This window comes from Vibrio sp. 10N.261.51.F12, from assembly GCF_041471725.1.
Classification (GTDB): Bacteria; Pseudomonadota; Gammaproteobacteria; order Enterobacterales; family Vibrionaceae; genus Vibrio.
In genome coordinates, this window is record NZ_JBFROV010000010.1 from 37,991 (window position 1) to 44,323 (window position 6,333).

General features: G+C 45.2%; 6 protein-coding genes. All 6 read left to right on the plus strand.

Annotated elements, in window-relative coordinates; genetic code table 11:
• Window positions 1-90 precede the first annotated feature (90 nt).
• The 6 genes from AB4405_RS05725 to AB4405_RS05750 all read left to right on the plus strand — a co-directional run bounded on the left by AB4405_RS05725 (window position 91) and on the right by AB4405_RS05750 (window position 6,273).
• The gene (locus AB4405_RS05725; protein WP_372059994.1) at window positions 91-1,182 is read left to right on the plus strand and encodes an ABC transporter ATP-binding protein; all 1,092 of its coding nucleotides are present in this window, start codon (window positions 91-93) and stop codon (window positions 1,180-1,182) included.
• Between the two features lie 2 nt (window positions 1,183-1,184).
• Window positions 1,185-2,288, plus strand: a complete 1,104-nt coding sequence (locus AB4405_RS05730) for an ABC transporter ATP-binding protein (protein WP_372059995.1) — start codon at window positions 1,185-1,187, stop codon at window positions 2,286-2,288.
• Window positions 2,285-3,148 carry a carbohydrate ABC transporter permease gene (locus AB4405_RS05735; RefSeq protein ID WP_372059996.1) on the plus strand — a complete coding sequence of 288 codons (864 nt, stop codon included), beginning with the start codon at window positions 2,285-2,287 and terminating at the stop codon, window positions 3,146-3,148. The genes AB4405_RS05730 and AB4405_RS05735 overlap by 4 nt, the downstream gene beginning before the upstream one ends.
• A 77-nt stretch (window positions 3,149-3,225) precedes the next feature.
• Window positions 3,226-3,978, plus strand: coding sequence for a carbohydrate ABC transporter permease (locus AB4405_RS05740; protein ID WP_198593037.1), 753 nt, complete (start codon window positions 3,226-3,228; stop codon window positions 3,976-3,978).
• Window positions 3,979-3,991: 13 nt separating this feature from the next.
• Window positions 3,992-4,264, plus strand: coding sequence for a DUF2160 domain-containing protein (locus AB4405_RS05745; protein ID WP_372060002.1), 273 nt, complete (start codon window positions 3,992-3,994; stop codon window positions 4,262-4,264).
• Between the two features lie 290 nt (window positions 4,265-4,554).
• The gene (locus AB4405_RS05750; protein ID WP_372059998.1) at window positions 4,555-6,273 is read left to right on the plus strand and encodes an extracellular solute-binding protein; all 1,719 of its coding nucleotides are present in this window, start codon (window positions 4,555-4,557) and stop codon (window positions 6,271-6,273) included.
• The last annotated feature ends 60 nt before the right edge of the window (window positions 6,274-6,333 follow it).

Here is a 6,333-nt window from a genome sequence, read left to right on the forward strand (position 1 = left end):
ATTATTTTGTTAACTCAATGGTAGGTTGGCACAACTCTCGCAACAGTGAGCAATATCGAAAGTTATTGTTTGGGAATGTAGGAGTTACTAGTGTCGCTAACACTTGAGCAGGTAAGCAAAATTGTTGATGGAGAAGTTCATATCTCCGATATCAACCTCACGTTTGAACCCGGATCGTTTAATGTACTGCTGGGGCGCACGTTGGCAGGGAAAACATCGTTAATGCGTCTTATCGCTGGTTTAGATCAACCGACATCGGGGAAAATTAATGTGAATGGTGTGGATGTCACTGGGGTGTCCGTGCGCGACAGAAATATCTCAATGGTCTACCAACAGTTCATTAATTACCCTAACTTAACGGTGTTCGAAAACATTGCCTCACCGTTACGGTTGGCTGGAATGCCAAAGAAAGAGATTCAAGAGCGCGTGTATGAGACCGCCGAGATGCTGCGTATCACAGAGCACCTTAACAAGCACCCCTTAGCGCTATCCGGTGGTCAGCAGCAACGCACAGCTATGGCGCGTGCCTTAGTCAAAGACGCAGAAATCATTTTGTTTGATGAGCCCCTTGTTAACTTAGACTACAAGTTACGCGAAGAGCTACGTCAGGAAATGAGAGAGTTGTTCAAGACGCGTCACACCATCGCGATATACGCCACAACAGAGCCTAATGAAGCCCTTGCTTTAGGAGGAACGACAACGATATTGCATGAAGGAAATGTCGTGCAAACCGGCATTACGCCTCAGGTTTACCATCAGCCAGACAACATTGTATCGGCAACGCTGTTTAGTGAGCCACCTATCAACTTATTGTGTGGGGATGTGACGGATAGTGAGGTCACGTTTGACCAGAGTGCGCACTTTTCGCTTAACCAATCGCTTAGTCACCTGCCAAAAGACCGATACAACTTTGGTATCAGGCCAAGTCATCTCAGCTTATTGCCAAAAAATGATGACGACGTAGAGCTAACTGTGCAAGTCGAAGTTGCTGAGATTAGTGGCTCTGAAACGTTTCTTCATGTACGCAACGCGCATTTTGATTTGGTGCTTCACTTGGCTGGTGTGCATAGCTATGACGTTGACGAAACAATCAAGATTTATATTCCTATCCACAAGTTTTACGTGTTTGGCATGGATGAAAAACTCATTCATGCCCCAATTCATGATGTGCGAGGTCGATAATCATGGTGCAAATCACGCTCAATTCACTCGCGCATACGTACGACAAATCTCCGGATGCGTCTTCGATTTATGCGATTCAAGAAATGAACCACGTATGGAAGAAAGGCGGGGCATACGCATTACTTGGTCCATCGGGATGCGGGAAATCAACGCTTTTAAACATTATTTCAGGCTTGATGAGCCCATCTCAAGGAGAGGTACTGTTTGACGATTTAAAAGTTAACGACCTGCGTCCACAAGATAGAAATATTGCGCAGGTGTTTCAGTTCCCGGTCATCTACGACACCATGACGGTCTATGAAAATCTAGCCTTTCCACTCAAAAATATGAAGGTACACAAGGCGAAAATTCATTCCAAGGTGACAGAAATTGCGGAGATCTTAGAGCTCACCAATGTGTTGTCAAAAAAGGCGCAACACCTAACGGCGGATGAAAAGCAAAAAGTCTCGATGGGAAGAGGGCTTGTCCGTGATGATGTGTCCGCGATTTTGTTTGATGAGCCACTCACGGTCATTGATCCGCAATTGAAATGGAAACTGCGCCGCAAGCTCAAGCAGATTCACCAACAGTTCAATATCACCATGGTCTACGTGACACATGATCAGCTGGAGGCGTCGACATTTGCCGACGAAATCGCCGTGATGTATGACGGAAAAATCGTCCAGTTCGGGACACCAAGGGCGTTGTTTGAACGCCCGAACCATACGTTTGTTGGCTATTTTATTGGCAGTCCTGGTATGAACTTAATGGCGGTGTCGCCCACCGAACATGGCGTGTCATTTGACAATATAGAGATACCGCTATCGCAAGCATTTCAAGAGGTTATTGCCACAACCGCGAGCGATAACATCAAAATCGGAATTCGACCTGAGTTTGTGCACGTGTGGGAAAACGAAACGCCGAGTGCGCTGGTGTCTCGCGTTGAGCATGTTGAAGACTTAGGTACGTACAAAATTCTCACGCTCAAGCTGGGCAACCAGACAATTAAAGCTCGCCTCCAAGAAGACCAACTTGTTCCCAAAGAGATTGCCTACATTAGTTTTCCTGAGCAATGGACCATGTTGTATGTGGACGAATATCTGGTGAATGTAGGAGAGAACCAATGAATAAAGTAACGAATAACAAAGCTTGGTTTCTTGTACTGCCGGTATTCGTATTGGTTGCCTTTAGCGCCATTGTTCCTTTAATGACCGTGGTGAACTACTCGCTACAAGATATCTTTGACGCGAACAATGCGTATTTTGTTGGAACAGAATGGTACCGAGAAATGCTCAATGATGAACGCTTGCATGGGGCGTTGCTTAGGCAGTTCGGGTTTACGTTTACGGTGTTGTTTATTGAGGTGCCACTCGGAATCATTGTGGCGTTGACGATGCCAACAAAGGGTAAATGGTCGGCATTTTGTTTAATCATTCTTGCGGTGCCGTTGTTAATTCCGCTCAACGTGGTCGGAACCATCTGGCAAATATTTGGCCGGGCAGACATTGGTCTTTTAGGTTGGTCCCTTAACAACCTAGGCATTGACTACAACTACGCGGGGAATCCTATCGATGCATGGCTGACGGTTATCTTAATGGACGTGTGGCATTGGACTTCGTTGATTGCGCTGCTGTGTTACTCAGGGCTAAGAGCGATTCCAGATGCCTACTATCAAGCGGCCAATATCGACAGAGCGTCAACATGGTCAATCATACGTTATATCCAGCTGCCTAAATTGAAAAGTGTATTGCTAATCGGTGTTCTCATTCGCTTTATGGACAGCTTCATGATCTATACCGAACCCTTTGTCCTCACGGGTGGGGGACCCGGTAATTCGACGACATTCTTAAGCCAAACATTAACACAAATGGCGATTGGTCAATTTGATATCGGTCCAGCCGCTGCTTTCTCTATCATCTACTTTTTAATTATATTGCTAGTCAGTTGGTTGTTTTATACCGCAATGACGCACGGTGAAAACAAATAAAGGAATATACAGTGACTAAATCTAAATACACGAGATATACACAAATAGTAGGGCTGGTATTTTATATAGTGTGCCTGATGCTGCCAATTTATTGGTTGCTTAATATGTCATTTAAAGAAAACCAAGAAATATTGGGGAGCTTGAGCTTTTGGCCAGAAGTGTGGACGTTTAAAAACTACCAAACCATATTCTCTGATCCAACTTGGTATATGGGTTATGTGAATTCCGTTATCTATGTGGTGATGAATATGTGCATCACATTGCTCGTCGCCTTGCCAGCCGCGTATGCGTTTTCACGTTATAAGTTTGTGGGTGATAAGCACTTATTCTTTTGGCTTTTAACCAACAGAATGGCTCCACCTGCTGTATTCTTATTGCCCTTTTTTCAGTTGTATTCATCGGTAGGGCTGTTTGATACTCATATTGCGGTGGCGTTGGCGCATTGTCTTTTTAACGTGCCGCTTGCGGTATGGATACTAGAGGGCTTTATGTCAGGTGTCCCAAGAGAGATTGATGAAACAGCCTATATCGATGGTTACAGCTTTCCAAGGTTCTTTGCAAAAATATTCTTGCCTATGATTGGCTCGGGCATTGGTGTTACTGCATTCTTTTGCTTCATGTTTAGCTGGGTAGAATTGTTGTTGGCTCGAACATTGACGTCGGTTGATGCGAAGCCAATTTCAGCGGTCATGACGAGAACCGTCAGTGCTTCGGGGATTGATTGGGGCGTGCTAGCCGCAGCAGGCGTATTAACTATTTTACCCGGAATACTCGTGATTTGGTTTGTACGAAACCATGTCGCGAAAGGGTTCGCATTGGGTCGAGTTTAACAGGAGAACGATGATGACTTGGATGGCATGGACAACACCATCAGCGCTGTTTTTTTTAGGTATTGCACTGATTTTATTTACTATGACAGTGTTAGAAATTAAATCGCCGTGTATAGAGAGAAAAGGCTTTTTGCCAATCAGTACCACGCGCGGTGACAGGCTTTTTATTGGGCTATTAAGCGCTGCATACATTCACTTAGGGTTTGTCGGGGCGACGGAGCTGTCTATTTGGGTGCCATTTTCACTATCCATAATTTGGTTAGCGGTGGTGTTGAAATGGGGGTAAATAATACACACTAATCAATTGAAAAGTTGAGTTAATAACAATATTAATCATGTGATTTATGAAATAACCATTCTTTGGATATTCAATGATAAGAGAATAAGAACCACTGATTTAGACGTATTTATTGTTGCCTACGCGCGATGAATAAACGAATAACGTAACAGTAAAGATCGTAATAACTGACGTTGTAATGGCTGATATTGCAATACTTAGCATTGCAATTGTTAGCGCTATAAACACAGTCACGTAGTGACCAATAACGTAAACCGCATAAACGGAGTAAAATAATAATGAAAAAGGATATAAAAAAACCTTATCTCGCCACCTGTATTTCATTGTCACTAATGTTTGCAGCCGTGTCGCCTAATGCTTATGCAGATATGGCGGCAGCGAAAAAGTGGATGGATGAAGAGTTTACGCCATCCACACTGAGCGCAGACGAACAGACGCAAGAGATGCAATGGTTTGTCGACGCCGCGAAGCCGTTTCAAGGTATGGAAATTAACGTTGCTTCCGAAACACTCACTACCCATGAATACGAAGCGAAGGTGTTAGCAAAAGCCTTTTACGAAATTACAGGGATCAAGGTTAACCATGATCTGATCCAAGAGGGAGATGTGGTAGAGAAGCTGCAAACGCAGATGCAAACCGACCGCAACATCTATGACGCCTACGTTAATGATTCAGACTTGATCGGAACGCACATTCGATACGGAAAAGTTGTCCCAATCTCTGATTTTATTGCCGGTGACGGTAAGAGTGTGACGAACCCTTATCTAGATCTCCCTGATTTCATCGGTCTCGATTTTACAACGGGTCCTGATGGTAAAGTGTATCAATTGCCTGACCAACAATTTGCTAACCTTTACTGGTTCCGTGCCGATTGGTTTGAACGTGATGACCTTAAAGCAAAATTCAAAGACATGTACGGTTATGAGCTAGGAGTGCCGTTGAACTGGTCAGCCTACGAAGACATTGCAGAGTTTTTCAGCGACAAAGTAAAAATGATCGATGGTGAACGAATCTACGGTCATATGGATTACGGCAAAAAAGACCCGTCTCTTGGTTGGCGCTTTACTGATTCGTGGTTCTCGATGGCGGGCGCGGGTGACAAAGGGCTACCTAACGGCTTACCGGTAGATGAATGGGGTATCCGACTTGAGGGTTGTAGCCCGGTCGGCTCGGATGTTACACGAGGTGGCGCGACGAATGGTCCTGCTGCGGTTTTTGCCACGCAGAAATATGTTGATTGGCTGAAGAAGTATGCACCGCCAGAAGCGCAAGGCATGACCTTTGGCGAAGCCGGACCGGTTCCCGCGCAAGGCTCAGTCGCACAGCAAATCTTTTGGTACACCGCATTTACTGCTGACATGACCAACCCCGGACTCCCTGTCGTTAATGAAGATGGCACACCAAAATGGCGCATGGCGCCATCTCCGAAAGGGCCATATTGGGAAGAAGGCATGAAGCTCGGTTACCAAGATACGGGTGCATGGACGTTCTTGAACAGTACACCACTTGATCGCCGTCAAGCGGCGTGGTTGTATGCTCAGTTTGTTGTCTCTAAATCGGTAAGTTTGAAAAAAACGCTGGTCGGGTTAACGCCGATTCGTGAATCTGATATCAATTCACAAGCGATGACGGATGTTGCGCCTAAACTCGGTGGGCTTGTTGAGTTCTACCGCAGTGATGCACGTAAGCAATGGACACCAACAGGCACCAATGTTCCCGATTATCCTAAGTTGGCACAACTATGGTGGCAATATGTCTCTGAAGCAGCAAGTGGTGAGAAAACGCCGCAAGAAGCACTGGACGGGCTAGCCGCCGCTCAAGACAAAGTATTGCAACGCCTAGAGCGTAGCGGTGTTCAGGGTGAATGTGGGCCTAAGCTCAATGAGAAAAAAGATCGTGAGTACTGGTTGGCACAACCTGGTGCACCAAAAGCGAAATTGGCGAATGAAAAACCACAGGGTAAAACCATCGCATATAAAGACTTAATTGCGCAATAAAGGCACTGAGTTTTTATAATAAGAAAGGCGGCCATTGGCCGTAATGCCGATCAGTTAAAG